The sequence below is a fragment of the Rhodohalobacter sp. genome, from assembly GCF_034521535.1.
Classification (GTDB): Bacteria; Bacteroidota; Rhodothermia; order Balneolales; family Balneolaceae; genus Rhodohalobacter.
This window is the reverse complement of the sequence record NZ_JAXHMF010000001.1, coordinates 142,639-168,386: the sequence shown is the minus strand read 5'-3', so window position 1 is coordinate 168,386 and position 25,748 is coordinate 142,639. Positions and strand designations below refer to the sequence as shown.

The following is a 25,748-nucleotide window of genomic DNA, read 5'->3' as shown; positions in this document are numbered from 1 at the left end:
TCAAATTTGGGGAATGGGGTAAATTAAGTAAATAACCTGAGTTCGAGATAAAATCTCGATCTGAAAGTCCTTAAACATCATTTGTTCATAGAAATTAGTTAAATATTAGCCGCTGAAACACGAAAAAACAGAGATTATTCAGTGCCTTCCGTGTTTCCGTGGCTATCTTGCACTGAGAAACTGGTATAAGTCTTTTTTATGTAGAAGACATATCGAACTCACGTTAAATAACTAATTAACAATATTATGACGCCGAATAATATACTTCTTCGTGAATAATCCGGGTTAAAAGCTTCATAAAAAAAGCGGTATCGACTTTCGCCAATACCGCTCATTAAATATTAGGTTATGTTCAGAGATTTAGAATCTGAATTCAGCAGCTACCGTAGATCGCATTGGCATCTCTTCTTTTGGCAGCAGATAAACATTACTCCCGGTTTTCCGTCCGGTAATGGATAGCCAGTTCAGCAGTTCAATATCTCCATTTTTAGGCTTACTGCTGTAGTGAACCGTTTGCTCAGCCTCATCATAAACGCCCCATTTTTTCTCTTCGCGTGAAATGAATATCGTATGAGAACGACCCTGAATGGTAGCCTCAACTATATCGCCAAGGTTGTTGGATACTTTTCCATCGGCTTGTTCAGAAAATTTATCCAGTGAGTTGTACATATCCTTAAGGAAATGCTTTTGTATTACACTCCAGCCTTTATCCCGTATTTCCTGATCTGACAGCTCATCCGGATTGAACTCTACAACATCATCTACCAACCTGCCGTAATTGTTCACTTTTTTGTAGAGAGAAAGGTTGTCCTTCAAACCCATCATCACCAGCGGGTCATTTCTTTCGCGCATTACCTTTGTGACTTCTTTTTCAAATTCACGCAGAAATTGCTCAACGATAACCTTTTTGTCCTCTTCACTTGCGCCGTGCCCAAAATACATCGCCTGCTGAGATTTTGATCCCGTATGGAATTGGAGCTGTTTTTCCGGATCTACTTCAAGATAGTCCTCAACAGAAACCGAAACATCCGCAGGGGTTATATCTTCAACATCGTCGCGGGTGCACTTCAGAAGTTTAGCTTCCTGCCGACTAACGGCAACCACGCAAAAAGTACCGTCCATACTTAACATAGGAAGCAGAGGAGTAATTAAATGGTGATCATTTACATATACTTCACTATCCAATTTGTAGGGAAGTTTAAAAATATCCGATTCATCTTCACTGATATAAATTGCCAATCCCTTATCTGCATGCGCCCAAAACAGCGGCTTATCAAGCAGGTCGAAAGCTGATTTTAAATATTTTTCAGCATCAGATTCTTTTTTACCGTTCTCTTTCAAAATTGATACCGCTTCTGCCAATAGATTTTTTAATCGAATTGGGTCTTGTTTTGATTCTTCACCCGTTTTATGCGTTGGAAGAGTAATCGTCACCAAATCACTCCCATTTCTATTCACAAGCTTATTGATCTCTTTTTCACTTACCATCCTAACCTCATCTATTACTTTAGGTTATTTGTTACGACTGTTATAAAAACATAAAAAAATTTTGAATATAAAGGTTCCACGAACTCATCTGCCGTATACTATTTTCGCTATTTAAGCGATTAATATACTGTGGCCTCTACCAATCAACTTTTCTGTTTCTGAATGCTTTCAACTATATTTTATAACGTTTAGGCAACAATCTATTCATACATGAAAAATAGTCTTTTTGCGCTCATTCTGTTTAGTTTTTTCTTCACTGATTTAACTGCTCAGGTTTATTCAACTCAATATCGTTTACCCGGTTTGGAATGGCAGGAAATTCGTTCTGAACGTTTCAGGGTTATATACCCGGCAAACTACCGTGATGAAGCTATTCGATCACTCTCCATTCTTGAAGCGGAGTATGGTGACATAAAAAGTTATATCGGGGGTGAGCTGCAGGAGTTCCCATTTATTCTGAATCCTGAAAATGATCGTTCAAACGGATTTGTGACCCCCATTAACTTTCGCTCTGAAATTGAAATAGCGCCTATGCGAGGGAAAGCATTAAATCCGCAATCCGGCGACTGGCTTGAATCTGTTTTGCCACACGAGCTTGTGCATGCTCTGCACTTTAGCGTCAACCCACCGGCGCTCACGCGCGCGCTCGGCCTTTTTTCTCCGGACCTAAGAAGGTCTGTTCACGCTGCAGTTCCACTCGGTTTACATGAAGGAACTGCCGTGGAATACGAGAGCCACGGTACCATACCCAATTCCGGTCGCGGGAACTACCCCTACTTCACGCACCAGTTTAACAGTTTACTAAATACCTCAGACCAATGGTCGATGGGGCAACTCTTTCACACAACAGATTACACTCTTCCCTTCAACAGGCACTACGTGGGCGGGTATGAGTTTATTCACTGGCTGCAGGAAACCTATGGAGATAACACCGCAAGGGAATCCATTCGGTTTCACTACAAATATCCTTTTCTGGGATATGGTGTTGCCTTGAGATCAACCACAGGTAAATGGCCCTCAGCTCTTTACCGGGAATTTTCCGAATTTTCAATTGAAGCTGAAGAAAACAGAAGAGATGAACTGGCTGCATCAAATCCCGAACAGCCTGTTGAGTTAAATGGAAAATGCAGAAGAGCTAACCGCCCGCTCTGGATAAATGATAGTACGATTCTCTATTTCAGCCGATTTTGTAATAAACCTTCGGGGTTTTATACCTACAATTTGGACAACAATGAATCCACGCTGATTGAGGAGATCCAAATTACCGAAGATCATATTTTCAATTTCTCAAGTGACTCTACAAAAATATTCTATAGCCGGTACCATTCCGATGCCCGTTACGATAATGTGTTTCGGGGTGATCTTCATCAGTTTGACCTGGAAACTCAGCGCTCCACACGACTTACAAATAGAGAGAGACTTTTTTCACCCGTTCAAGCGGACAATGATCATCTCTATGCACTTCAAACAGAAGCGCATACTCAAAAACCGGTACTTGTAGACAAAGAATCCGGAGAGGTCGTCAAGGAGTTTGATAAGCCTGAAAACAGCACCGTCATCCAGATAGCCCCAAATCCAAACCAGCGGGATAGAATTGCTGTGATCGGCAGAATCAATAGCGTGCAAGGGGTTTGGTTTCAAAACAGCGATGAAACCACAAACTTGTTATCTGGCGATCCGGATCTTGTTTTTGATAACGGCTCTATTATCGACCTTCACTGGCATAGAAACGGTGATCAATTCCTTTTTGTAAGCGACCATTCCGGCGTGATGAATATCTATGAATATCATACCGGGCGAGCTGAAGTCAGGCAGATTACCCATGGGATAACAAACAGTTTTGAACCCTCCTATTCACCCGACGGGAATGCCATTGCATTTGTGAAGCAGGTTAGAAACGAATATCTGATTTCCACGCTGGCCTTAAACGAATCTCTGAATTACAATACGCTTGATAGTTCTGTTTTTTCGATGAATGAACGGATTTCCGAGAAGCTCAACCGACCACTCATGAACCGCGAGGTTAGTCCGGACACATCGTCCTGGAAGTTTGAAGAGTATCGAACCGGCGCAGGCTGGTTAAAACCTCGTTTATGGATTCCCGGTTATGAAAGAGAAAGCGGGTTTGATCGCATTTCAGTGAACGTTGAGAGTGTTGATCAGCTCAATCGCCAACGCTACAATATGGAGCTGTCGCACTACATGGACAGGCTCTGGTACGATTTGGAATACACTTACAAAGGCTTTTTCCCGGGCTTCAGAGTCAATGTTTATAACGATCCTAATCTCACTTCATTTAGAATCACTCAGAATGATGAACAATTTACCGTCCCTTTCCTGCAGCAATCCAGAGGAGCTTCTTTAAAAATTCCTTTCCGGTATTATCTGGAAAGGAATACCAGGTTTACATCTCTGCTCGTTGAACCCCAATTTTTTGTTAATCAGCTCAGGTTTTTAAACCCTAACAGTACTTCTCAGGCATATTCAGATTTTGGCACCCGCCATACCCTGGGACTGCGAACTGTTTTCAACTACAATATCAGACAGTTTATTCGGGATGTTCAACCCAATGCGGGATGGATATTCTTCACCGAATCGCGTTATGGGCTGAACCAAACTTCGCTGAATATTCAATCTGAACAGTTTAACGTCAATGCCAATTTAACCGACCGAAAGGGATTCAGAGGATACGTATCCACATTTTTAGCACCGCTATCCCGTTTTAACCAATCGCTTCGGTTAACGGCTCAGGTCATTACCCAAACAGATCTGCCCGTTTTCAACGTCTCCTCTCTCTATTCTGATAACTTTTCCGAGCTACCTCTTCCGGCGGTTAACAATGCCGGTATATTTAACACCCGTTATACAATCCCGGTTATTTACCCGGACGATGGCGGACTTCTGCTGCCCGCTTATCTCTCGAATATATATTTGGTTCTGTTTTCCCAAACGGTTGCGGATTTAGATCGCAGCAATTTGGCTAATGCGAGCCGAACCGTTTATGGCGCTGGTATTCGTTCAAAATTCAGGTTAAGCAACCTTCGTTTTGATATTGGGTTTTCTATAGGAGTAGAACCAAGACGCGGCAATATAACCTACCACTTCGGTTCTTTTTAAACGTAAGGCTATTTTGTAATCACGCTAGGTTGAATTGTAGGGGCAGGAATTACAGACATTCCCTCAAGACGTTCAGGACGGTTATTCCGATCATTGACCACATCTCTGATGATAATTTCTACAACCTGATCAGGAAAACGCCGTGATATCTCTCTGTAAACTTCCGGGTCTCGCTCTCCTGAATCCCCAACTAAAATAAATTCCCTCTCAGGAAAATGTCTGAATATTTGGCTTATCTGATCTATTTTTTGATTGTATGTTACATTTTCATTTGTAACCAGTTCGCTAAGCATCTTCCAGGTGCTTATACTCAATGGGTTTTTTGTAACCTGTTTCAAATGCATGCTACCCTCCGGAAACCCCGCACTCTCGCTAAAAAGAAAACTTTTTAACGGACGATACAATTGCCATGGTGAACCTGATACATAATGAAATACAGCCTCGTCCCATTTTCTGTACAACTCTGCCATTTGGGGAGCTGGTTTATACTCTTTAAAAAATGTATTTCTAATCACAACCCGCTCACCGGCAGGTAGTTGTGTAATTTTAACAGTATCATCGATATCAGATATTACTGATAACCCTTTCTTAGAAACCAACCTAATACGCCCGAACCCTGTATGCTCATCAGATACAGCATGAAAAGATAACCAACCATTTTTAGAGTTTTGACCATTTAACAACTCATTTGCCCTCTCTTTAGAAAGCCGTATTTCTCCAACCGTAAATCCATTGAGATTAGTTTTAAGGGGGTCCTCGTTTTCTTTTAAAGAGAATACTTTTTGATCGGGATCATTGTCAAAAATAAATTCAACAGTTTCACGTGACTCACTGTCTGCAATAAACTCCGAGATGCGCGATCTGAAAAGTTGCCTCTCATCTGCGTTTAAATCTTTAAATAAGTTTGCTAATCTAAGTGATAAATTTGTTGCTACTGATCTATTTTCCAACACATAGATTCGTAAAGGTATTACCCATTCTTCCCCATCCAAATAGCCATAGCTGTTATAAAAAATGACCTCTTCTTCAGTTGTTCCTTCTATGTCTGAATCTATTAAAAGATCAGATTCAACAATGAAACAGAAGAATAGAATTGAAATCAGAATATGCATTTACCCCATCACTATATTTTAAAAAGGAGGATTTTATTACAAAACCTCCCTCTTATTTTTATTGCTTTGTCAGCACTGCCCTGAATCTAGGCTCTTGATTTCTCTCTAAAGCGTACACCAATATTTCCTCTTCGGGATCATACTCCATCATCCAAACATTGTTTTCTGCTTCCGGTATAATTTCTGCCGTATACTCATCAGCGGGAAAATATTGTTGATATTCATTGCCGCTATCATTTGCGTAGCCGCCATACCCTGTCTGTGGTTCTTCCCCCTCTTCATACTCTTTGTCACCGATATGATCATGCGAAAGGTGCAGTCCGTCTTCTCGTTTTTCTAATATCCAGGTTGCGTGCCATGTATCTCCATCTCGCAGAAAATCTATCTTCACCTGTTCTTCTGTACAGGTCTCCACGGTTGCTCTCAGCTCTGTATCCACAAGGTCGTGATCCGGATCATCCGGAAATGTTGATTCTCCAATAAAGGTTTCTCCGCAAAGGCTAAACATATTTGCAAAAAATGCTTCCCGAGGCGTATCTGAAGGTAATTCCGGTGTCAGGTCAGTTTGACTTTCTCCATTGCCCCCACAAGCAGATAAAAACAGTGCAAGTGCCGATAATAGGTAAATATATTTCTTCATAGTCCTTTAATTTTGGTTAAGGTCTGCTTTTAAAACTCATTTTGAGCGGTTTAAATTCAGAAGTATTCTCTTTGGACTCAATATGCAATAAATGATTTTTCAAGTTTACTACAATGAAAACCTGGGTGGGCGTCATTAGGAATTCAAATAACCGACATCATCCGGTGCCCGCATTATCCCGGCCAAAAAGTAAAATCAAGAACGTCTAATGGTTCTATCACCAATCAATACAAAAAAAGCCGAAGAAGAAATTCTCCTTCGGCTTGCATAAAAAACACCCTCAAACTGTCAGCCTATTTTAGGGCGATATATTATCTAACTTATCGATTGGGACCAATCAAATGACCGGCAAAAAGCACATATCCGGGTTTTGCAGGCACCTCAAAACGGTCGCTATCAGGTGTAACAGTTAGTACAAAACTTACGCTTTCCTTTTTAGATCCTGCAACTTTTCTTCCCGCTTCTGCAACAGCTCTTTTCACACCATCCATTGAATTGAATAGGGTGTCAGGAAAAAAATAAGATTCTGATAAGAAAACTGAATCGGGGTAAAAGTTCGCGTCGGGAAATAAACGCTCGAATACTTGACCTAGTTCACTGATATTCATCAACCTTCCTAAATTGGCAGAACGTTCCGATGTTCGCATTCTCATGCCATGTTCCCCAACGATAGAACCTCGCTCATCGAGTACAAATACCGTTAATCTTGCACTACTAGGCAGGTCACCCAAATCTTCACCCGGTTTTAGGACGATAAAACGACCATTGCTACCAATCCAGCGTGCAAGCTCGTCTGCCGGAACACCCTTTTCACCGGCTCGTTCCTGCAACATTTTATAGTCATTTTGATTAAATGATAATTCATAGCGCACCCCCTCATCCTGCTGTGCTTTTAAATCCGTTAAACATATAAAGGTGAGTAGTATGGTAAGACTGAAACTTATTAGTTTCATGTTTCTCCTTGCTTTAGTTTAAATTATTTAATCAAATAGCCTGTTTATTGCTATCTATATCTATATGCGTGAATACGTTACCAATACCATCAAATAAATTTTTCTGGGTTATTCGGTTATTGAAATCATGTGGGATAGGATTTCTAAAAGGCAGGTAAATAACCATTCTAAGTGATAAGTTTGAACGGCATTTGAACAATAAACCCGTCAGAAAATTTGACTACCTTTCACCCAATAAAATAACTCTAGCACACCCCACAGTTATACTAATAACTAGAACACAGCTTTTTAAACATGAGCAAAGAAATAGACTCCTATAAACTGGGCAACATTCAGGTGGTCATTTCAGAAACAGATGATCCCAACAAATTCAATGTAGACTGTAATGACGGTACGTATCACTCAGAATTTACCGTTCGTAAGTATGAATATGAGAACTACAAACGGCACATGAACCAGAAAATAAAAAATGGTTACAAAGCTCAGTACGAGGAAGAGTCTACCGACAGTTAATTTAATTAGAGAAGAAGCATGGCGTCGCCAAAGGAGTAAAATCGGTACTTCTCTTGAATAGCGTGCTGATAAATTTTCTTCATTTCATCAAATCCAACAAAAGCAGAGATTAGCATCAGAAGTGTACTCTTGGGAAGATGAAAGTTTGTAATTAAATGATCGACCGTTTTAAAAGTATATCCCGGAGTGATAAAAATATCTGTTTCTCCGGAACAGGCTGTAAACTCTCCTTTCATTTTCTGAACAGACTCCAGCACCCTCACGCTGGTTGTGCCAACGGCTGTAATGCTTTTTGAACGGTTCAATGCTTGGGCCTGAGCTTCAGAAATCTGATACCACTCACTGTGCATGATGTGATCTTCGATCTTATCCGTCTTAACCGGCGCGAAAGTCCCCAGCCCCACGTGTAGTGTCACCTCCTTTTTTTCAATACCCTGATTTTCCAGCTTGCTGATTAGTTCCGGAGTAAAGTGAAGTCCGGCGGTCGGGGCTGCTTTGCTTCCTTCATCTTTGGCATATATGGTTTGATATCGATCTGCGAGTGATTCATCCCTCTCTATATATGGAGGAAACGGCGTGTGCTTATACTTTTCCGTAATGGGATCATCCAAAGACCGGCTTAATTCAATCGTTCGAATGCCGTCTTCTGCAATGTTCAGGGTTTTTGCACTCAATCCATCCGCAAGCTCAACTGTTTTACCCGGTTTGAATTTTTTCCCCGGCCGAACCATCGCCTCAACAACGCGATCATCTACGGCTTTGGTTACAAAAATCTCAATCTTGTCATCATTAAAAAGCAGGCGGCACTTTTCAACTTTGCTGTTGTTTACCACCAGCGAGGTATCGGCAGGTAGATATTTTCCAATATTGTAGAAGTAATCATCCCTGATAACACCGGTTTTACGATCAAAGATTAAAAGCCTGGAGTGGTCTCTTGGAATGGCGGGTTTTTGAGCAATAAGTTCTTCAGGCAGATGGTAGTCGAAGTCGTCGAGCGTGTAAGACAATGGAGTAGATATTTTTTCTGATCAATTAAACATTCAGAAACAAAGATAAGGATTTTGAATCAGGTAATTTTTATTCCCAGCAATATCTTTCACTGTTTTTATGATTCCATCCGGTCCTATGCCCACCTGGTCGTGCAACTCTCTTTGTGAACCGTGCTCAATGATTTCGTCCGGAACTCCCAAAATCTTCACCGGAATACCTACGCCCTTTTCAGCAACATATTCTGCTACCGCAGAGCCAAATCCACCAAGTTTTGTGCCATCTTCCAGTGTTATTATTTGATCATACGATTCGATTACAGAGTCGATCAAATCCGTATCGAGGGGTTTCGCGTATCGCATGTCATAGTGACCAATTTGAATATGATCTTCCTTCAGTCGTGCTGATGCTTCTTTCACATAATTTCCAATCGGGCCGAAACTCAATACAGCTACTGAATCTCCTTCTTCAATTTCCCGGCCTTTTCCTATTTCAACATCCTGAAATTCCTTCCGGGTTTTCATCCCGGTTGCCCTTCCTCTCGGGTATCGGATTGCCCAGGCGCCATCATTGTACTTTGAAGAGGAGTACATCATGTCACGGAGTTCCTGTTCATCCATCGGTGAAGATACAATCATGTTGGGTATGGCCCGCAGATACGAAATATCATAGAGTCCGTGGTGTGTGGGTCCGTCAGCTCCGACAAGCCCCGCCCTGTCGATACAGAAAACAACAGGCAGTTTCTGAATCGCCACATCATGAATAACCTGATCGTATGCCCGCTGCAAAAATGTAGAGTAGAGAGCCGCAAAGGCTTTCTTACCCTCTGTGGCTAGTCCCGCTGCAAATGTTACCGCATGCTGCTCAGCAATACCTACATCAAACGATCGGTCCGGATAGGCATTCATCATTGGCCAGAGACTCGAGCCGCTCGGCATTGCCGGCGTGATAGCTACAATATCTTTGTTATCATCAGCCAATTCGACCAAAGCGTCTCCAAATACGTCCTGATATTTCGGGGGGCGTTTATCCTTCGTTTTTGGTTTTGATAGGGGATTACCGGTTATCTTATCAAACGGACTGCTTTGGGCGTGCCATTTCGTTTGTTCACGTTCTGCAGGTGCAAACCCCTTCCCCTTCACGGTAACGATATGCAGTAATTTTGGTCCTGAAACAGTTTTCAGATCTTCTAAATGTCTTCGAAGTGCATCAACATTGTGTCCGTCTACGGGACCGTAGTATTTAAATCCCAGCGCCTGAAAAAGTGCTCCGGGTGTAATGGCGGCCGTCATAGCTTTTTCCAGCTTGGAAGCCACTTTTCGCATTTTTTCGCCGGCAGATTTAAAGTGTCCCAGCAGATCGTAAATTTCATCCCGCATCTTGTTGAACGTCTTGCTGGTGGTGATATCTGCCAAATATTCCTTCAGAGCACCAACATTGGGATCAATCGACATATTGTTATCATTCAAAACTACCAATATATCCGCCTTTTGAGCCCCGGCATTATTCAACGCTTCAAACGCCATACCGCCGGTCATAGCTCCATCACCAATTACTGCAACAGCCTTTTTACCCTCACTATTTAAATCTGAAGCAACGGCCATTCCTAATGCCGCTGAAATAGATGTACTCGAGTGGCCTACACCAAATGCATCGTATTCACTTTCGGATATTTTCGGAAAGCCGGATAGTCCGTTATACTTTCTGTTGGTGTGAAACTGCTCCCTTCTTCCGGTTAATATCTTATGGCCGTAAGCCTGATGCCCAACATCCCAAACCAGCTTATCCTTGGGTGTATCGTACACGTAATGCAAAGCTACCGTTAGCTCGACCACGCCCAGGCTGGCTCCAAAATGGCCACCATGTATAGATACCGAGTCGATGATATACTCTCTTAATTCATCACATACATCCTGAAGCTGTTTTGGAGAGAGCTTTTTCAGGTCATCTGGCGATGATATTTTTGCTAATAATGGGCCGGGAGTTGGCTTGTATGTTTCCATAATTACCGCTAATCATTCTCAGGGGCGCTTTTGGTCTGATCGATTTTTTCAATTTTTAACGCAGCGCTTTCCAATGTTTCTGAACATATTTTAGAAAGCTTCTGACCTTCTTCATACAAGGCCACAGACTCTTCGAGTGATATTTCCTTATCGTTGAGTTTTTCGACTATCGCTTCCAACTGTTTTAAAGCTTCTTCGAAACTCAGTCGTTCCTTATCTGACATAATTACTTATTCTTTAATTTTCTCACTTGATGAAATTACACCTTCGATCTCCAACGGTCAAACTTCTTTTTATGTGTTATTTCACAACTGTCCAAAATGATTAATGAATTTAAAAGAGGATGAAATACACCTAGTTCTTTTCTCGTAGATTTTCCGCGGGACTCAGCGGATTCATCTGCGTAAATCTGCGAGAATAAAAAAGAGGATTAGGATATCGTTTTAAACTATTTAAATAGAAACGAATATTTTCAAGGAATTCTAAAATATTTTGGACAGCTTTGGGGTTATTTCCATTCAACTTTCTGTAAATCTTTTCCATTTGTCTCAATAACAACGGCACCTTCTAAACTCGTATAGTAGTTCTCGTCACTAAAGTTGCTTGTGCGTGTCACTGCATCAAGATTGGGATGACGGAATCTGTTTCTGAATGCCAGCGATGCAACAGATATTTCAGGGTTTACTTTTTCCAGAAAGTTTTCTGTTGAGCTTGTTCGGCTGCCATGATGGCCCATTTTGTAGAGATCTGATTTTAAAAAATCTCCATAGACATTTACCAAGTCTGTCTCCTGCCCTTTTTCGGCATCTCCTGTTAATAAAACAGATCGATCGCCATACACCACTTTTACAACAACAGAATAATCATTTGGACTCGACGGTGTGGACATTTTTTCCATCGGTCCCAATATGTAAAAACGAAGGTTATCTTCTATTTCCAACTGCTCTCCGGCAAAAACATTTTTAACAGGTACACCCAACTCTTCAGCAGTCTTCATATAGCTACTGTAAAGCTGACTGTCATATTCGTAACTGCTTTGATAAATATTCGAGACATCAAATTCTTTCAGTACAGATTCTATTCCTCCAATATGATCGGCATGCGGATGTGATAGTATTATTGCGTCTATTCTATCCACACCGTTATGTTTCAAGTATGGTGTAATCGTTCTCGATCCACTGTCATATCCCGGACTCCATCGGCCAACATCCACTAAAATATGTCTATCGTGCGGTGTTTGAATATGTATGGCATCTCCCTGTCCGACATCCAGAAATGTTACCCTCAATGGATTTTGTTGAGATTTTTGAGTGATTTGTTCAACCAAAAACAGGTTAAACACGATTAGAACGCCAATTAACAATTTCCATCTCACTTCCGGTATTCTAATTGAGCCAAGAAACAGAATCGCCAACCCCCAAAACAGAAAGATCAGGAGCGACTCATTTGAAATTGACAAATAGCTCCACTCATTTCCTCCAATTCCTTTAGCCACGGTTTCAATCCAGATCAAACTCCATTCTACCGGAATTACCGTGTACGTTAAAACGGGATTCAGTGAAACAGGAAGCAGTGACATCAATAACCCTGCGGGTACTGTAATTGTCATAATTGGTATCACAAATGCATTTGCGATGGGTCCCGCTATTGAGAACTCGCCAAAGTAGTAGGTAAGAATTGGAAATAGTCCGGCCTGTACCACTACAGAAATAATCACAATTGTGGCAAATGCTCCAATTTTTCCATAGCGATATCGGCCGGGTATTATTCGCTGTGCTTCCGGCATCAGCAACAGTATTGTAAAGACCGCACCGAATGAAAGCTGAAATCCGACATCAAACAGTTGGTAGGGGTTTATCATGAGCAAAATGATGGCTGCACCTGCCGTCAAGTTTACAGAGTTACGAACCTTATTGAAGAGCTTTCCATAAGTAAGCAGCCATGCCATGAGTGATGCCCTGCTTACCGAAGCACTGAAACCCGTTAATCCTGAATAGCCCAATAACAGTACGGTCAATAGAATTAAACCTGCCCATTTTCCCCATCTTTTAGTCCATAAAAACGGGATAATAAACCAAATTGGAGCTACGATAAACCCAACATGCAAACCTGAAACCGCCATAATATGCGACAACCCTGATCTGGAGAAGTTTTGTCGTGTGTCTTCACTTATCTCCTCTTTATACCCCAAAAACAGAGCTTTTGCCATGGGTGCGGTCTGTGGACCAAAAAGCTCATCAATATTATTTTGAACATAGCCCCTTAATTTTATCCAGCTAAAAAACGTCTGTGCTTCTCTTTTTTCAATCAACTCCGTTATTTCACCGTGTGCTACTATTCGTTGACTGTGAAGCCAGCCTCCGTAATCAAAATCATGCGGATTTCTTCTCTCCGGAAATTCATATAGCCGAACTACTGCTCTGAACGAACTTCCTGTATGCAGATCTCTTGATTCAAATTGATCATCATACAATCTGATCCTGTAATTTTTGAACGATGATGCATCGTCTTCCAACCGGCTTTTATTTACTTCAGCCACATAAACCCTCTTACCGCTTGCTGTATATCCCTTTTCCTTTACGGTTCCTTCTATCTCTACGTCTTCCCAGGCATAGAGCTTCAAAAATTCTGCATCATCAATTGTTTTATGAAGATTATGGTTGGCCACTTTGAACGATAAAAAGGAAGCCAGAAATAGAATGAGCAGATAAAGAATAATTGAAAGACGAGATGAGAGGGTAATTTTAACCCTTCTCACTAAAAACTCTGTAACACCCCAAAACAGCAGAACTAAAGAGAATATCAGGGAAGAATAATACAGGTTTAGATTAGAAAAGTATCCGCAGGATATTCCCAACATCATCAAAATCATTACCCTTAGTGCAGGGTATGAGGCAGCGGGAAAACGGTATCTATCTGAGCCACTCATATCTGTAAGAAACAGGAAAGCGAACTTCCTTACAGATCTAGCAGCAACTCTTTAGCTATCTTCTTTAACTCCCAGTTTTTTACACAAACGGGCCAGCTCTTTTTTCTCTTTTTCTGTAAATACAGAGAACTCCTCTTTGATTTTTCCGAGGTGCTTGGGAAAAAACTCTTCAATAAATTTCTTTCCGGTTGGAGTAAGGTGTATCAGAACAGCACGGCGATCGTTGGGATCCTTTTTTCTTTTCACATAGCCCTGCTTCTCCAGATTATCCACAACCATGGTGATGTTTCCGCCACTCTTCAAGATTTTCTCACCTATTGAGCGCTGGTTCAGCGGCCCCAAATGGTGAAGTGCTTCCAGGGTACCGAATTGACTCTCCGTTAAATTTGCCTCCGCAAGATGCCGGTTCAGCCGGTTACTCAGCGAATCCGTTGCCCGCATAATCTTGATGAAGGCGTTCAGGGTATTTACTTCAGAATTTGATCCGGAAAAATGTGTTCCCATGGTTTATCGGGTTCGAAATAGGCCGGGTGAGTTTCAATCGGTTCCGGCTGCGTTTTTGTTATTTATTCTGCCTTTAATTTAGCAAAATTTCGCTTACCTACTTTCAGCGCAAATTCGTCGCCCGATTTAAAGGTGATTTCATGTCCCGGGCTCTTAATTTTATCATCATCCAAAGTAACTCCGCCCTGCTTCATCATCCGCTTGGTTTCACCGTTGCTGGATGTAAGATTGGCATCTGAAATAATATCTAAAAGCCTGTGGGTTGAACCGGCCTCAAAGGTAAGTTCGGGTGCATCATCGGGTACATTTTTGTTGATGACCGTCTGCTCAAAATATTTCCGGGCGTCTTTAGCAGCCTGTTCGCCATGGTACATTCGGGTGATGGTAAATGCCAGGTCGTGCTTCGTATTGCGGGGATCTTTCTCAATGCGTTCTTTAACCGAATCCAGTTCGTCTGTAGAGATGTCTGTAACCAGTTCGTAGTACGAATACATCAGGTCGTCCGGAATGGATAAAGACTTGCCGTACATGTCATTAGCGGGCTCATCAATTCCAATATAATTATCGTACGACTTACTCATTTTCATAGATCCATCCGTTCCAACAAGCAGCGGCATCATAAGACAAACCTGTGGATCCTGACCGTCATCTTTCTGCAAATCACGCCCGACCAGAAGGTTGAATTTCTGATCAGTTCCGCCAAGTTCCACATCAGACTTCAGATGCACAGAGTCCTGACCCTGCGCCAGCGGATAGAGAAATTCGTGCAGTGAAATCGACTCGTTGTTCTTATATCTCTTGGAGAAATCATCCCGTTCAATCATCCGGGCAACCGTCATTTTTGAACTGAGCAAAATTACATCCTGAAACTTCATGTCACCCAGCCAGTCTGAGTTATAAACGATCTCGGTTTTCTCACCGATCAGAATTTTTCCGGCCTGATCCAGGTAGGTTCTGGCGTTCTCTTTAATCTCCTCTTCTGTGAGTGACGGTCGGGTTTTGTTTTGGCCTGTTGGATCTCCAATCAGTGCAGTAAAATCACCGATTATGAGTATCACGTGGTGCCCCAGATCCTGAAACTGTCTCAGTTTTCTGAGAATTACGGAGTGGCCAAGATGTAAATCGGGTCGGGTGGGATCGCAGCCAAGTTTTATACGCAGAGGCTTGTTCTCCTTCCTCGATTTTTTCAGCTTTTCAATAAGATCGTCTTCAGGTACAATCTCTACTGTACCTCTTTTGATAACATTTAGTTGTTCTTCTACTGATGGAAAACTCATAAACTTAAATCTTCAAATATTGGTAATGATTTTATCGGATTATTTTCTTCGATTGTCTGATCAATCGTTTCAATAAAATTTTCAGCTCCCGGATAGACTGTTGACACTAAATCGAAAGCCATGGGAGCCATATAGATAACATAGGGGTAGGAAACGGATTCGTTTCTGCTCTCTTCTCCCGGCAGGTTTAAACCGGCCAATAACAAAAGTACACCACTCACTACTATTCCGGATTTTAATGCACCAAAAGCCAGGCCGGCTAGCCGGTTAATCATATTGAGCTTAATCACTTCAAGTAGCTTCTGTGTGACATATGCTATCGCCTGAACCGTTCCTACCGTTACCACAAATAAAAATATACCGGCGGCAACTACAGCATAATCGGGATTATCAAACAGAGGCCTGAACATGGGAGCTGCTTTATCCATGTATTTAAAGGTGATAAAAACGGCTAAAATTATACCCGCGATATTGAGCACTTCGTGAATAACTCCGCTCATAAAACCGCGATACGCAAAGTAGCCAATGGGTATCACGATAAAAAAATCGAGCAGGTTCATTTTTTTCTATTTGGATAGTTCCTCTTTGACAATTCGGCTTACATCCCCACCTTCCGCCTTGCCTTTCAGTTTAGACATCATAACGCCCATTACTTTACCCATATCGGCCATGGAAGTTGCCCCCATTTCTTCCATCTGTTTTCGAACCTCTTTTCTGATGGCATCTTCATCCATCATTTCAGGCAGGTACGTTTCAATAATGCTAAGTTCCTCTTTTTCTTTTTCAACAAGATCATCACGGCCGCCCTGCTCAAACTGATCGATAGACTCTTTTCGCTGTTTTGCCGCTTTCATCAGAACTTCAATCACCTGTTCATCAGTTATTGATGACTCACCGCCCTTTCGCTCACTGATCTCTTTTTCCAGAATTTTTGCTTTCATAGAGCGAAGCACGCGAAGCTTGTCAGCCTTCTGGGACTTCATAGCTTCCTTTAGATCGTTCATAATGGTCTCTTTAATACTCATAAAACGTTCTCATCTTTTTTAGAAGTTGAAACTACCGTCAAATGTAAGCAAAAAAAAAGGTTCCATCCGTTCGGGATGCAACCTTTTCTATAAAATCAATAATAAATCTTTACGATTTACTTTTACTGATAAAATCTTTTACGTCATTCTGGTCCATCATCGTTTCCCTGAACGCATACTTTCCACGCTCATTTTTAGTAGAGATGATAACCTTCGCCATTTTTCGCTGAGATTGTTTCAGCGCTTGAGCTTCTTCACCAAATGCTTGTCTTTTCGCCATGGTAGGGTTTATTTAATTTCTTTGTGGATTGTGTGCTTTCTAAGTACCGGGTTGTATTTTTTCAACTCCAGACGGTCTGTAGTATTCCGACGGTTCTTAGTCGTAACGTACCGCGAACTGCCCGGTTTTTCAGTACATTCCAAAATTACCTGAATGCGATTACCTTTCGCCATTGTTTATACCTCTTTTAAAAGTGTTCCTTTTTTTCTGGCCTCTTTCAAAACTGCAGAAATTCCCTTCTTGTTAATTGTACGGAGGGTTTTATTTGAAACCTTCAGTGTTACCCACCGATCTTCTTCAGGAATATAAAATCGCCGCTTTTTCAAATTCAAATGAAAACGGTGCTTTGTTTTGTTATTCGCTTTAGATGAGCGATAACCGTTCAGCGGCTTTTGTCCTGTAATATCGTCCTTGCGTGCCATAATTTGATTACTTAGCTGGTTTTTCGATAGACACCAAAATTAAGGGGAATTGATTTTAAATTCAATGCTTTTTTGCATATTATTTTTGTCTGCCTTTTTCAGACTAAACTCATCTCCACATCCGTCCTCCTTTATTCTCCAAAATCGCTCATTTTAAGGAGATATTACAAAAAGGCATATATACCCATTCCTTGTTTTGATTTTGCCCGATCTTGCGCTATTTTCCACCGTCTAAAAGGCTATTTTTAACCACACTCAACCCCATTTATGGCAAAGAAGAAAGGATCTGACTATAAAGCGTCTAATATTCAGGTATTAGAAGGTCTTGAAGCTGTTCGCAAACGCCCGTCTATGTATATCGGAGACACCGGCCAGCGCGGCCTTCACCATTTGATCAACGAAGTTGTTGACAACTCTATTGATGAGGCACTTGCAGGATATTGCGACCACATTAAGGTAATCATTCACAATGATGATTCAATTACCATTTCCGACAACGGACGTGGTATCCCTGTTGATACGCACTCCAAATTAAACATGCCTGCCGTTGAGGTTGTGCTAACCAAACTTCATGCAGGTGGTAAGTTTGATAAAGATTCATATAAAGTATCCGGTGGACTTCACGGTGTTGGTGTCAGTTGTGTAAATGCCCTTGCCATCGAGTTTAGCGCTGAAATTCATCGTGACGGTAAAATCTACCTGATGGAATTTGAGCGTGGTGCTACTAAAAAGCCACTGCAGGAAATCGGTAAAACAAAAGTTACCGGTACTACTATAAAGTTTAAACCAGATCCCGAGATATTTACTCAGACCACTGAGTTTAAGTTCAATATTATCGCGGATCGAATGCGAGAGCTCGCTTTTCTGAATCCGGAAATTTCCGTTGAAATTACTGACGAACGTGAGGAAGAAGACAGTGATACACATCATATTGAATTTCACTTTTCCGGCGGTGTTAAAGATTTTGTTCAATACCTGGATGAGTCTCGCGAGTCTTTGATGAATGAGCCGATGTATATTTCCGGTGAAGTCGAAAATGTACCGGTAGAACTGGCCATTCAGTATAACAACGGCTATTCCGAAAATGTGCACTCATACGTTAATAATATTAACACGCGCGAAGGCGGAACTCACATTTCAGGTTTTAGAAGAGCGCTAACCCGCTGTTTTAAAAACTATGCCGACAAAAACAACATCATCAAATCAAACAGTAAAATTCAGGTCTCCGGCGAAGATTTCCGGGAAGGCATGACCTGTGTTTTGAGTGTAAAAGTTGCCGAACCTCAGTTTGAGGGACAGACAAAAACTAAATTGGGTAACTCTGAGGTTCAAAGCGCCGTTGAAGTTATTGTTTATGAGAAACTCAATGACTATCTGGAGCAGAATCCCAAAACTGCCAAAAAGATTCTTAACAAAGTTATTGTAGCAGCTGAAGCACGTGAAGCTGCCCGCAAGGCTCGTCAGCTTATTCAACGAAAAAGTGTGATGAGTGGCGGCGGACTACCGGGAAAACTTGCGGATTGCTCCATCAAAGATCCTGCGCACAGTGAAGTTTACCTGGTTGAGGGTGACTCTGCGGGCGGATCTGCTAAAATGGGCCGAAACCGAAGTTTTCAGGCAATCCTCCCATTAAGAGGTAAAATCCTGAATGTTGAGAAAGCAAAAATCAACAAAATTCTCGAAAACAAAGAGATCCAGGCGATGATTACTGCACTCGGTACAGGTGTAGGTCACGAGGAGGAGTTTGAACTCGATAAGCTTCGCTATCACAAAATCATCATTATGACGGATGCGGATGTTGACGGATCTCATATTCGTACGCTGTTGCTCACCTTCTTCTACAGATATATGCATCCGCTCATCGAAAATGGATTTGTATATATTGCAACGCCACCTCTTTACAGAATCACATCCACACGTGGTCAAATCGACTACGCTTGGGATGATGACACCCGGGACAAAATGATTCGGGAATTGAAAAAGTCGAAGAAAAAATTCGACGTGTCACGATATAAAGGTCTAGGTGAGATGAACCCCGAACAGCTTTGGGAAACCACAATGGATCCCGAAACCCGTACGCTGCAACAGGTAACGGTAGAAAATGCTGCTGCTGCCGACAAAATGTTCTCCACATTAATGGGTGGCGATGTTGAACCTCGCCGGGAATTCATTGAAAGAAATTCCAAATACGCGCAACTCGATATCTAAGAAAATATTCATCTGATAAAACTGATTCATGGCTACAGAAAAAATTATACCTATTTCAATTGAAGATGAAATGAAATCATCCTACATCGATTATTCGATGTCTGTGATTGTTTCTCGAGCATTACCTGACGTGCGGGACGGTTTAAAACCTGTTCACCGTCGGATCCTTTACGGTATGAGTGATCTTGGGATGCTTCATAATCGGAATTTTAAAAAGAGTGCCCGTATTGTTGGTGAGGTTCTTGGTAAGTATCACCCGCACGGCGATTCTGCGGTATATGATTCCATTGTAAGGATGGTTCAGGAGTTTTCTCTCAGATACCCGCTCGTCAATGGTCAGGGTAACTTTGGCTCAATTGATGGTGATTCTGCCGCTGCGATGCGATATACCGAGGTTCGAATGCAGCGAATTGCTGAAGAACTTCTGGCAGACATCAACAAAGAGACGGTGGATTATCAAACAAACTTTGATGATACGCTCAATGAGCCTACAGTACTGCCGGCCATGTTACCCAACCTGCTTTTAAATGGTGCATCCGGTATCGCGGTTGGTATGGCTACAAACATGGCTCCTCATAACTTAACTGAAGTTATTGATGGAACCGTTGCCGTAATTGATAACCCCGATATTGAAATAGAAGAGCTGATGCAGCATATCACAGCTCCTGACTTTCCTACCGGCGGTATTATTTATGGATACGAGGGTGTGAAGGAAGCTTATACTACAGGTCGCGGCAAAATTACAATGCGCGCCCGTGCTAATGTAGAAGAGCTCAGAAATTCCAGGGAACAGATTGTAGTAACCGAAATTCCGTATCAGGTTAATAAAGCTACTCTGATTCAAAAAGTTGCCCAGCTCGTTGGTGATGAGAAGATTACAGAAATCTCTGAGATTCGTGATGAATCTGACCGCGAGGGAATGAGAATTGTAATTATTCTCAAACGAAGTGCTAATGCAGGAGTTGTACTTAATCAGCTTTACAAGTACACGCAGATGCAGCAAACGTTTGGAGTGATCAACCTTGCGCTCGTTAAGGGACGACCTAAAGTGATGTCGCTCAAAGAGTTAATTACTCGTTTTATTGAGCATCGCGTTGAGGTTATTATACGTCGTACGATTTATGATTTAGACCAGGCCGAAGCTCGCGCACACATTCTGGAAGGTCTTAAGATTGCACTCGATAATCTTGATGAAGTGATTAAGACTATTCGGGCATCAAAGAATCCACAGGAAGCGAATACAGAATTACGCAGAAAATTTGCCCTTACCGATATTCAGGCAAAAGCTATTCTGGATATGCGGCTTCAAAAACTGACCGGACTTGAGCGCGATAAGATTGATACAGAATATCAGGATATCGCATCTCAAATTTCTGATTACAGAGAAATTCTTTCTAATCGCGATGAACAAAATGCAATCATCAAAAAAGAGCTGCTTGAATTGAAAGACCGTTACGGTGATGAGAGACGAACACAGATTGTCTACTCTGCTGATGATTTCAATATTGAGGACATGATTGCCGATGAAGATGTGGTTGTTACCATCTCCAATAAAGGCTTCATTAAACGAATGCCGGTAAGCGGTTATCGCAGACAACGGCGCGGTGGCAAAGGAATGAAAGGTACCACCACCAAAGACGATGAATATGTAGAACATCTGTTTGTGGCCACAAATCACAATTACATTCTTTTCTTTACTGAAAAAGGAAACTGTTACTGGCTCAAGGTTTATGAAATTCCCGAAGGATCCAGACTGGCAAGAGGCCGGGCAATTGTCAACTTGATCGATATTGAGAAGGACGACTGTATAAAAACATTTGTACCCGTTAAGACACTTGATGATGAGGAGTACATAAAATCACACTCCATCATCATGTCCACAAAACAGGGACAGGTTAAAAAGACATCACTCGAAGCTTACAGCCGTCCGCGCCGTGATGGAATTATTGCTATTAACATTAAGGAAGGAGACAGCCTGCTTGAAGCTGCATTAACAAACGGGGAAAGCAATATTATTCTGGCCAATAAAAAAGGACGCGCCATACGTTTCCATGAAGAAGAAGCCAGGGAAATGGGTCGAAATACTTCAGGTGTTCGAGGTATGAATCTTGATAAAGATGATGAACTGGTAGACATGGTTGTTATCAAAAATACACATGAGGCAACGGTGTTGGCAATATCTGAAAACGGCTACGGAAAGCGATCTCTCGTTGATGATTACAGGGAGCAAAGTCGTGGCGGTAAAGGCGTGATTACATTGAAGGTAACGCCTAAAACCGGAAACCTGATCGCCCTTAAGGAAGTCTCAGACAAAGACGATCTGATGGTGATTACCGAGCGGGGTAAGATTATCCGAATGCAGTGTAAAGGGATCCGAACCATGGGCCGAAACACACAAGGTGTTCGAATCATGCGCCTCGACGAAGACGGAAAAATTGCAGCAGTCACAAGAGTTGTTAACGAGGAGGAAACTTCAGAAGAAGACGCTCCCACTGTTGAATAAAATCTGACTCAAATTCATATTAAAAAAGGCTCCCATTGCGGAGCCTTTTTTATTTAATCTGATTTTTTAATGCAAGCATTTATTCTCGAAAAAAATTTAGCTCCTCGTTTCACTTAACATTTCATTCAATATTTTTTCTCTCTTCTTTTTAAGACTCTCCGGACTTATAACTTTCACATTATTTCCGAACTGAAGTAACCAGTCATTCAAATAGTCCAAATTATCAAACCTAAATTCTACTTTAATTTTTTTACTACCATCCCTGTCTAACTTAATTATTTTAGTCGGTAGATTTGCTTTAAACGCACGCTCTGCCGATTTATCGATATAGACCCTTATTTTTTGTCCGGTTTCGTTAGAATTAAAAATTAGCCCCTCTACGTTAATTTCAGGATTTCCATCAAAATTTTCGTCTAAAATTTTGACCTTATCCATTCTGTCCAACACAAAATTCCTGACAGCATCTCTTTTGTGAGAAAATCCAATCAAATTCCAATGGTCTCTGTAAAACACCAAAAGATATGGGTCGACGGTCCGCCCGCTCACTACTCCATCCACTTTACTTTCGTAAATAAACTCAATTCTCTTTTTTTGTGAAATAGCGCTACTCAACAAATACCAGTTTCCTCCCTCCTTTTTGTCAGCTCCAAAATGCAAAAACGGATCCACCACCGTTCTGTCATCCAGTGATTCCATAAACTCTTTCAGATCATCAGGCAACACGTTTTTAATTTTCAGCTCTACACCCTTTGCATCATCTACAAGATTTTTATCAACTTGCGACTTCACGAAATTCAATCCAACCATAATAGTTGCCAGCTCTCTTGAATTAAACATCAAAGGCGGAATTTTGTATCCGTCAATCACGCCATATCCGCTGTACTCATCCCAGGTAACCGGCACATTTATATCTGACAGAAAGTTGAAATCCCTGAAAATTGTCCTTCGACTCACACCAAACTCTTCGGCCAAATCATTTACGGTCAGCTTCTTTTTAGAATCCTGAAGCATTAAAATCAATTTTAGCCGTCGTTCTGAACTTTTTAACCTGGACATATTAACCCTATATCTTTGAATTTATTTGTATCCATGCCTGTACTTTTACCAATCGGACACTTGTAAGATGTGCTCATTTTTCTAAAAATGAAAGGTTTGCGGCCTATTTTTCAAGTACAACCAACCCTTTTCCTTCGTAGAATTCATCATCAAAATGAAAAGAGTAGATCGTACATTTAATTTTTGAATGCACCCCCTCCATTTCTTTATACGCTCCTTCAACTCCCTTCCACATAACCGTCTTTTTCCATGGCTTTTTCTTCGTGAGACGAAGCAGGTCTTCAATCTTAAAGGCGTGTTTGGTCACAATTCCCGCTCCTGTTTTAAGCCCCACCAACGATATACTTTTTGCCAGAATCTCAATATTACCTAAGCTCAAAGACTCTTTGATATCGGATACAGCCTTCATCTTTTTCCGGACATTATCATTCAGATAGAACGTTTTATCCGGATGAACTATAGCTAAAGGTATTCCCGGCAACCCTCCCCCGGTCCCTGAATCCACCCATTCGTCAATATCAGACAAGAGACCCAATTCAATTGGAATAAGCGAATGAACAACATGTTCACGAACTGTTTCACGTGAAACATTGCGGCTTACAAGATTGATTTTTGCATTCCATTCAAGCAATTGATCAATATATTCCTCTAATTGATCGCTGTGTTTTGAATACAAATCTCTTGTTTTTCTAAGTACTTCTTTATCAACTTTTATCTCTTCAATTTGATGTTTCACGTGAAACAATCCTTTTAATTTTTTAGATAAATCATAAGCACAGCGATATCACTTGCAGATACACCGCTTATTCTGGAGGCCTGACCTATGGTCTCAGGCTGAACTTTACTGAGCTTACTTTGCCCTTCAGAAGAGAGGCTTTTGATTTTATGATAGTCGATCTTCTCGGGAATAGAGGCATCCTCTTTATTGCTGATCTCTTCAACCATTTCAAACTCCCGTTTGATATAGCCTTCATATTTGATCTGTATTTCCACCTGCTCTAAAACATCTCTGTTTGATGTAATTTCAGATGCTTTTTTGCCCAACTCTTCATCTGCAGCAAGCAGATCATCGAGAGTTAATTGTGGCCGTGGAATCAGGGTTCTGGCCTTCACAGGTTGAGAAAGTGTTGATGTCCCCTTCTCTTTTAACATGGGATCCATTTTTTCAGGACGAACCGTGTAGTTTTCTATCAAATCAAACAGCTGTTCAATCTCTTTCTTCTTTTTCGAGAATCGCTCAAAACGCTTGTCATCAACCAGTCCGATTTTTCGTCCTAATTCGGTAAGCCGCAAATCAGCGTTGTCTTGTCTCAACAAAATTCTGTGCTCAGCTCTGGACGTGAACATCCGGTAAGGCTCTTCGGTCCCTTTATTGATAAGATCATCAATCAATACACCGATATAACCTTCTGATCTTTTGATTACAAAAGGTTCTTTCTCCTGTACAAAAAGAGCCGAGTTTATTCCGGCAATGAGTCCCTGGCAAGCAGCTTCTTCATATCCGGTGGTTCCATTGATCTGTCCGGCAAAGAATAATCCGTTTACAATCTTGGTCTCCAAAGATCGCTTAACCTGGTGAGGTTGAAAGTAATCATACTCAATTGCATAACCGGGCCGAAGCATAACGGCCTCTTCAAAACCCGGAATAGTACGCAGTGCATGATATTGCACATCCTCGGGAAGTGATGTGGAAAAACCATTCAGATACATTTCGTAGGTGTTCCACCCTTCCGGCTCGAGAAATAACTGATGGCGATCTTTATCCGCAAACCGATTGATCTTGTCCTCTATGCTCGGGCAATATCGAGGGCCAACTGATTTGATTCTGCCATTAAACATTGGGCTTCTGTCGAACCCGGTTTTTAACATCTCATGAACATCATCATTCGTATACCCGATCCAGCATGTTAACTGCTCATCTACACCGGGCAATTCATTCGTCATAAAAGAAAAAGGACTCGGATCTTCATCACCGTACTGAACTTCAAGCTTTGAGTAATCAATCGACCTTCCATCAATTCTGGGAGGAGTTCCCGTTTTTAATCGCCCAACTTCAAATCCAAGCTTTTCAAGTGCAGACGAAATTCCAACAGATGCACGCTCACCGGATCTTCCGCCACCGTACTGACTTTCACCAATATGAATAACACCGTTTAAAAATGTGCCGCTCGTGAGAATAACAGATTTGGTTTCAAAGGTTTGGCCTGTTTGAGTTACAACACCTTTTATCTGCTTTCCGCTACTATCCGTTAAAATGTCTACAACGTTATCCTGTCGGAAATAGAGGTTGTCAATTTTTTCCAGATTCTCTCTCATTAACTTGGAATAAAGTGAGCGATCACTTTGGCAGCGGGGACTCCACATAGCAGGTCCCTTGCTTCGGTTCAGCATTCTGAACTGAACACCACTTTGATCACTGACAATACCGCTCAGCCCGCCAAGAGCGTCTATCTCTCTTACAAGTTGTCCTTTAGCCACTCCGCCCATCGCCGGATTACACGACATCTTCGCGATGGCATCCAGGTTCATAGTGATGAGAAGGGTTTTGGCGCCCATTTTAGCTGATGCGGCAGCCGCTTCACTTCCGGCATGGCCTGCTCCCACAACAATAACATCATATGTGGGATATAAACTTTTCATATCTAATTGTTTTTTATCTATTTATACTATTTTACAGTGTTTGGTATAGTCTTACAAAATACCGTTTATTATGGAGATTATAAATACTGCA

At 41.6% G+C, this 25,748-nt stretch carries 22 protein-coding genes; 4 read left to right on the top strand and 18 right to left on the bottom strand.

All coding sequences use genetic code 11. From position 1 onward, the window contains the following. Positions 1-360: 360 nt before the first annotated feature. Entirely contained in the window at positions 361-1,488 is a 1,128-nt protein-coding gene (locus U5K35_RS00845) for a hypothetical protein (protein ID WP_322569575.1), read from the bottom strand. A gap of 210 nt (positions 1,489-1,698) precedes the next feature. Here U5K35_RS00845 and U5K35_RS00840 point away from each other — a divergent pair, with 210 nt between their 5' ends. Further along, a complete protein-coding gene (locus U5K35_RS00840) occupies positions 1,699-4,605 on the top strand; it encodes a hypothetical protein (protein WP_322569574.1) in 2,907 nt (968 codons plus the stop codon). Positions 4,606-4,613: 8 nt separating this feature from the next. Here U5K35_RS00840 and U5K35_RS00835 read toward each other — a convergent pair whose 3' ends face one another. The 3 genes from U5K35_RS00835 to U5K35_RS00825 all read right to left on the bottom strand — a co-directional run bounded on the left by U5K35_RS00835 (position 4,614) and on the right by U5K35_RS00825 (position 7,310). Continuing rightward, positions 4,614-5,717: an App1 family protein gene (locus U5K35_RS00835; protein ID WP_322569573.1), complete on the bottom strand. Its 1,104-nt coding sequence runs from the start codon at positions 5,715-5,717 to the stop codon at positions 4,614-4,616. 58 nt (positions 5,718-5,775) lie between these two features. Beyond that, on the bottom strand, positions 5,776-6,357 hold the full coding sequence (locus U5K35_RS00830; RefSeq protein ID WP_322569572.1) for a hypothetical protein: 582 nt from the start codon (positions 6,355-6,357) through the stop codon (positions 5,776-5,778). 320 nt (positions 6,358-6,677) lie between these two features. Beyond that, positions 6,678-7,310 carry a hypothetical protein gene (locus tag U5K35_RS00825; protein WP_322569571.1) on the bottom strand — a complete coding sequence of 211 codons (633 nt, stop codon included), beginning with the start codon at positions 7,308-7,310 and terminating at the stop codon, positions 6,678-6,680. Positions 7,311-7,604: 294 nt separating this feature from the next. Here U5K35_RS00825 and U5K35_RS00820 point away from each other — a divergent pair, with 294 nt between their 5' ends. Next, positions 7,605-7,823 carry a hypothetical protein gene (locus tag U5K35_RS00820; RefSeq protein ID WP_322569570.1) on the top strand — a complete coding sequence of 73 codons (219 nt, stop codon included), beginning with the start codon at positions 7,605-7,607 and terminating at the stop codon, positions 7,821-7,823. A gap of 5 nt (positions 7,824-7,828) precedes the next feature. Here U5K35_RS00820 and queA read toward each other — a convergent pair whose 3' ends face one another. From queA to rpmB, 11 genes are all read right to left on the bottom strand, one after another. Next, positions 7,829-8,830 carry a tRNA preQ1(34) S-adenosylmethionine ribosyltransferase-isomerase QueA gene (queA, locus tag U5K35_RS00815; protein ID WP_322569569.1) on the bottom strand — a complete coding sequence of 334 codons (1,002 nt, stop codon included), beginning with the start codon at positions 8,828-8,830 and terminating at the stop codon, positions 7,829-7,831. 33 nt (positions 8,831-8,863) lie between these two features. Next, on the bottom strand, positions 8,864-10,813 hold the full coding sequence (gene dxs / locus U5K35_RS00810; protein WP_322569568.1) for a 1-deoxy-D-xylulose-5-phosphate synthase: 1,950 nt from the start codon (positions 10,811-10,813) through the stop codon (positions 8,864-8,866). An 8-nt stretch (positions 10,814-10,821) separates the two neighbouring features. Next, positions 10,822-11,037 carry an exodeoxyribonuclease VII small subunit gene (gene xseB / locus U5K35_RS00805; protein ID WP_322569567.1) on the bottom strand — a complete coding sequence of 72 codons (216 nt, stop codon included), beginning with the start codon at positions 11,035-11,037 and terminating at the stop codon, positions 10,822-10,824. A 284-nt stretch (positions 11,038-11,321) separates the two neighbouring features. Then, entirely contained in the window at positions 11,322-13,742 is a 2,421-nt protein-coding gene (locus U5K35_RS00800; protein WP_322569566.1) for a DNA internalization-related competence protein ComEC/Rec2, read from the bottom strand. Between the two features lie 51 nt (positions 13,743-13,793). After that, positions 13,794-14,246, bottom strand: a complete 453-nt coding sequence (locus U5K35_RS00795; protein ID WP_322569565.1) for a MarR family transcriptional regulator — start codon at positions 14,244-14,246, stop codon at positions 13,794-13,796. A 62-nt stretch (positions 14,247-14,308) separates the two neighbouring features. Next, positions 14,309-15,523, bottom strand: a complete 1,215-nt coding sequence (tyrS, locus tag U5K35_RS00790; RefSeq protein WP_322569564.1) for a tyrosine--tRNA ligase — start codon at positions 15,521-15,523, stop codon at positions 14,309-14,311. Next, the gene (locus U5K35_RS00785) at positions 15,520-16,083 is read right to left on the bottom strand and encodes a CvpA family protein (protein WP_322569563.1); all 564 of its coding nucleotides are present in this window, start codon (positions 16,081-16,083) and stop codon (positions 15,520-15,522) included. The genes tyrS and U5K35_RS00785 overlap by 4 nt, the downstream gene beginning before the upstream one ends. Before the next feature lie 6 nt (positions 16,084-16,089). Next, positions 16,090-16,548: a GatB/YqeY domain-containing protein gene (locus tag U5K35_RS00780; RefSeq protein ID WP_322569562.1), complete on the bottom strand. Its 459-nt coding sequence runs from the start codon at positions 16,546-16,548 to the stop codon at positions 16,090-16,092. A 109-nt stretch (positions 16,549-16,657) separates the two neighbouring features. After that, positions 16,658-16,828 carry a DUF4295 family protein gene (locus U5K35_RS00775; protein ID WP_322569561.1) on the bottom strand — a complete coding sequence of 57 codons (171 nt, stop codon included), beginning with the start codon at positions 16,826-16,828 and terminating at the stop codon, positions 16,658-16,660. A gap of 8 nt (positions 16,829-16,836) precedes the next feature. After that, positions 16,837-17,001 (bottom strand): 50S ribosomal protein L33, encoded by a 165-nt coding sequence (gene rpmG, locus U5K35_RS00770; protein ID WP_101074391.1) that lies wholly within the window; start codon positions 16,999-17,001, stop codon positions 16,837-16,839. A gap of 3 nt (positions 17,002-17,004) precedes the next feature. Continuing rightward, positions 17,005-17,250: a 50S ribosomal protein L28 gene (rpmB, locus tag U5K35_RS00765; protein ID WP_069131487.1), complete on the bottom strand. Its 246-nt coding sequence runs from the start codon at positions 17,248-17,250 to the stop codon at positions 17,005-17,007. A 267-nt stretch (positions 17,251-17,517) separates the two neighbouring features. On the opposite strand from rpmB, the gene gyrB reads away from it, so the two are divergent. Both gyrB and gyrA read left to right on the top strand, forming a co-directional pair. Next, positions 17,518-19,458 (top strand): DNA topoisomerase (ATP-hydrolyzing) subunit B, encoded by a 1,941-nt coding sequence (gene gyrB / locus U5K35_RS00760; protein ID WP_322569560.1) that lies wholly within the window; start codon positions 17,518-17,520, stop codon positions 19,456-19,458. Between the two features lie 28 nt (positions 19,459-19,486). Continuing rightward, positions 19,487-21,961 carry a DNA gyrase subunit A gene (gene gyrA / locus U5K35_RS00755; protein ID WP_322569559.1) on the top strand — a complete coding sequence of 825 codons (2,475 nt, stop codon included), beginning with the start codon at positions 19,487-19,489 and terminating at the stop codon, positions 21,959-21,961. Between the two features lie 96 nt (positions 21,962-22,057). On the opposite strand, the gene U5K35_RS00750 is transcribed toward gyrA, so the two are convergent. From U5K35_RS00750 to mnmG, 3 genes are all read right to left on the bottom strand, one after another. Then, a complete protein-coding gene (locus U5K35_RS00750; RefSeq protein WP_322569558.1) occupies positions 22,058-23,017 on the bottom strand; it encodes a YafY family protein in 960 nt (319 codons plus the stop codon). Positions 23,018-23,120: 103 nt separating this feature from the next. Beyond that, positions 23,121-23,753 carry a 16S rRNA (guanine(527)-N(7))-methyltransferase RsmG gene (locus U5K35_RS00745; protein WP_322569557.1) on the bottom strand — a complete coding sequence of 211 codons (633 nt, stop codon included), beginning with the start codon at positions 23,751-23,753 and terminating at the stop codon, positions 23,121-23,123. Positions 23,754-23,767: 14 nt separating this feature from the next. Continuing rightward, positions 23,768-25,657 (bottom strand): tRNA uridine-5-carboxymethylaminomethyl(34) synthesis enzyme MnmG, encoded by a 1,890-nt coding sequence (gene mnmG / locus U5K35_RS00740; protein ID WP_322569556.1) that lies wholly within the window; start codon positions 25,655-25,657, stop codon positions 23,768-23,770. Positions 25,658-25,748 lie beyond the last annotated feature (91 nt).

Bases quoted from the DNA above. Each gene is read 5' to 3' on its own strand.
- U5K35_RS00845 (WP_322569575.1), bottom strand. From the start codon at position 1,488: ATGGTAAGTGAAAAAGAGATCAATAAGCTTGTGAATAGAAATGGGAGT.
- U5K35_RS00840 (WP_322569574.1), top strand. From the start codon at position 1,699: ATGAAAAATAGTCTTTTTGCGCTCATTCTGTTTAGTTTTTTCTTCACT.
- U5K35_RS00835 (WP_322569573.1), bottom strand. From the start codon at position 5,717: ATGCATATTCTGATTTCAATTCTATTCTTCTGTTTCATTGTTGAATCT.
- U5K35_RS00830 (WP_322569572.1), bottom strand. From the start codon at position 6,357: ATGAAGAAATATATTTACCTATTATCGGCACTTGCACTGTTTTTATCT.
- U5K35_RS00825 (WP_322569571.1), bottom strand. From the start codon at position 7,310: ATGAAACTAATAAGTTTCAGTCTTACCATACTACTCACCTTTATATGT.
- U5K35_RS00820 (WP_322569570.1), top strand. From the start codon at position 7,605: ATGAGCAAAGAAATAGACTCCTATAAACTGGGCAACATTCAGGTGGTC.
- dxs (WP_322569568.1), bottom strand. From the start codon at position 10,813: ATGGAAACATACAAGCCAACTCCCGGCCCATTATTAGCAAAAATATCA.
- xseB (WP_322569567.1), bottom strand. From the start codon at position 11,037: ATGTCAGATAAGGAACGACTGAGTTTCGAAGAAGCTTTAAAACAGTTG.
- U5K35_RS00800 (WP_322569566.1), bottom strand. From the start codon at position 13,742: ATGAGTGGCTCAGATAGATACCGTTTTCCCGCTGCCTCATACCCTGCA.
- U5K35_RS00795 (WP_322569565.1), bottom strand. From the start codon at position 14,246: ATGGGAACACATTTTTCCGGATCAAATTCTGAAGTAAATACCCTGAAC.
- tyrS (WP_322569564.1), bottom strand. From the start codon at position 15,523: ATGAGTTTTCCATCAGTAGAAGAACAACTAAATGTTATCAAAAGAGGT.
- U5K35_RS00785 (WP_322569563.1), bottom strand. From the start codon at position 16,083: ATGAACCTGCTCGATTTTTTTATCGTGATACCCATTGGCTACTTTGCG.
- U5K35_RS00780 (WP_322569562.1), bottom strand. From the start codon at position 16,548: ATGAGTATTAAAGAGACCATTATGAACGATCTAAAGGAAGCTATGAAG.
- U5K35_RS00775 (WP_322569561.1), bottom strand. From the start codon at position 16,828: ATGGCGAAAAGACAAGCATTTGGTGAAGAAGCTCAAGCGCTGAAACAA.
- rpmG (WP_101074391.1), bottom strand. From the start codon at position 17,001: ATGGCGAAAGGTAATCGCATTCAGGTAATTTTGGAATGTACTGAAAAA.
- rpmB (WP_069131487.1), bottom strand. From the start codon at position 17,250: ATGGCACGCAAGGACGATATTACAGGACAAAAGCCGCTGAACGGTTAT.
- gyrB (WP_322569560.1), top strand. From the start codon at position 17,518: ATGGCAAAGAAGAAAGGATCTGACTATAAAGCGTCTAATATTCAGGTA.
- gyrA (WP_322569559.1), top strand. From the start codon at position 19,487: ATGGCTACAGAAAAAATTATACCTATTTCAATTGAAGATGAAATGAAA.
- U5K35_RS00750 (WP_322569558.1), bottom strand. From the start codon at position 23,017: ATGTCCAGGTTAAAAAGTTCAGAACGACGGCTAAAATTGATTTTAATG.
- mnmG (WP_322569556.1), bottom strand. From the start codon at position 25,657: ATGAAAAGTTTATATCCCACATATGATGTTATTGTTGTGGGAGCAGGC.